Annotated in this window: 2 protein-coding genes; both read left to right on the top strand. The window is 73.3% G+C overall.

The annotated features are described in order from the left end of the window. Nucleotides 1-69 precede the first annotated feature (69 nt). Entirely contained in the window at nucleotides 70-2025 is a 1956-nt protein-coding gene (locus tag AC5L35_RS37270) for a right-handed parallel beta-helix repeat-containing protein (RefSeq protein WP_495064466.1), read from the top strand. A 2-nt stretch (nucleotides 2026-2027) separates the two neighbouring features. Then, the coding region (locus AC5L35_RS37265) for a polysaccharide lyase (protein ID WP_495064465.1) at nucleotides 2028-2438 on the top strand (411 nt) is incomplete at its 3' end.

Genomic DNA, 2438 nt, shown 5'->3' with positions numbered 1-2438 from the left:
CGTGGAGAACGGCGTGGTCGTGCGTACCACCACCGATGACGACCACTCCACACCGGAGGAAATCTCCGCATGAGACGTACCCGGGACCGGTCTCGGTCTCACCGGCACAGCCTCTGGCTGCGGCTCGCCTGCGCCGTCATCACCCTCGTCGGCCTGCTGGCGACGCCGTCCATCGCCACGGCCGGCCCGCCGGCGACCCCCGCGTCGTTGCTCCCGGCCCAACCGCCGCCGGGTGGGGACCCGGGCGACCGGGCGGCCGCAGCCGGCCGGATCCGGGCCGCGTGGGAGGGGCGGGGCCGGCCGACCCGGATGGCGATCGTGCGCACCACCCGGGTCGACGTGGTGGCCGACGGGCGCCTCGCCCAGCAGGTCCCCTTGCGCCCTGGCCCGGTCACCCTGCCCGTGCTCGACCGCTCGCTGCCCCCCACCTGGCTGCGTGAGAGTGCCGACACCGCGCTGCTGGCCGCCACGGTGATCCTCACGCCCGGCACCACGATGGAGATCTCCGGGGACGTCTCGGGGATTCGTACTCTCGCCCTCGCCGGTGGCTCCAGCACCGCCGACACCGCCTCCCTCTACACCGGCGGCGGGCGCCTGAGCCTGCGCGGGATGACCATCACCTCCGCCGACCCGGCCACCGGCCAACGCGCAGTCCCGGCTGCCGGGCGCTCCTCGATCGTCGTCTCCGCCCGCGGCCGCCTCGATGCCGCCGACACCACCATCACCGACCTGGGCACCCCCTCCAGCGACTCCGACATCGGCGACAGCGGGCGGGCCGCCGTGGTGTTCAACCAGGCCAGCAGCGGCACCCTGGTGCGCACCATCCTGCGGCGCAACAGCACCGGGCTCGAACTGTCCCGCTCCGACGCCGTGCGCCTCGACCAAGTCACCGTCAGCGAGTCCGTCGGTGACGGGATCGTGCTGCGCGGCGACCGCGCCACGGCCATGAGCGACATCCGCGCCGAACGGAACGGCGGCAACGGGATGGTCGTCGCAGCGGAGAGTGCAGGTCGGTTCGCCGGCGGGCCCGCGAGCCGGTTGTCCGCGGGGACCACCGGCCACCGCCTCACCGGGGTGTCCACGACGGGTAACGGGGAGTTCGGACTCGTGCTCATCGGTCAGACGGGCGCTCAGGTCACCGATGTGTCCACCGCGGCGGACAAGGCCGGTGGTCTGCGGGTGAGCCGCTCGGCCGACACGGTGGTCACCAACTTCAGTGCGACCGACCAGCCGATCGGCGTGTTCACCCACATCAACAGCACGAACGTGGTGCTGGACCACATCCGGACGACCGGCGGCAGGCGGGGACTGGTGGTGGAGAAGAGCACGCAGGGTGTGGCGCTGCGCGACTCCACGTTCCAGGGCGCGAGGGTGGCCGGGGTGTCGGTCGGTGGCCAGGACGTCACCGTCACCGGCGTGCAGATCGCCGACTCCGCCACCGGGGTGCGCATCGAACGCGGCGCCAGGACGGTCACCGTGACCGGCCTGCGGCTCCGCGGCGGCCAGGACGGCATCGTCGCCACGCCCGACACCACCGGCGTGCTCGTGCAGGATCTCGTCGCCGACAACGTCGCGTCCGATGCCGTGCGTACCTTCAGTTCTGGCACCCGCATCGTGGGCGGCCGCATCACCGGCGGTACCACCGGCATCGACGCCGCCGCCGCCACCACCATCTCCGGCACCGTCATCGACCGCGCCCAGGAGGGAATCCGCTCCCGCTCGGCCGAACTCGTGCACGCCGAGAACGTCGACGTCGCCACCACGGCGCTGGGCATCAACGCCGCCGCGGGCAGCCCGTTCCTGCTCACCGCCTCCCGGGTGCACGCCATCGAGGCCGTCCGCGGCCAGGTCGGCCAGGTCGGACCCAACGAGCTGAGCCTGCCCCCGCTCAACCTCCTCGGCGCCATCGGCATCCCACTGATCCTGCTGGCCATCGTCCTGGAACAGGTCCACACCCGCCGCCAACGCCCCACCGGCGCAGCGCACCGCCGCCCCCCACCCGTCCTCCCCTCGAGCGGAGGGTGAGGGTGACCCGAACCCTCCGGCGCTGCGTCGCGGCCGCCACCGTGCTGGTCGTGGTGGCGGCCGTCGCGGCGTGCGGCGGGAGGGGCCCGGTGGAGCCGACCCCGACGGAGGTGGATTCCGTGGTCACCCCGGCAGACCTGCAGCGGTTCCTGGGCAACGGACTCGAATACGAGGACCGCGGTGGCTTCGGGCTCGACCGGGCCCAACTTCTCACCACCTCCGACGCCCCCGGCGGCGTCCTGCTCCGCGTCTCCTACCCGGGCGGATCCGCCAGCCGCTCCGCCGACGGCCCCGACGGCGGCACCCAGGCCTACCTCCGTCTCCCCGACACCACCGCCGACACCCTCGACCTGCGCTACCACCTGCGCTTCCCCACCGACTTCGACTTCGTCAAAGGCGGGAAACTCCCCGGC

The organism is Pseudonocardia sp. OZ21 (assembly GCF_059359135.1).
Note: the sequence above shows the minus strand (reverse complement) of the source record. Positions and strands in the feature narration are given on the sequence as shown.

Excerpts from the sequence above, each read along its gene's own strand:
- AC5L35_RS37270 (WP_495064466.1), top strand. The coding sequence starts at position 70 with ATGAGACGTACCCGGGACCGGTCTCGGTCTCACCGGCACAGCCTCTGG.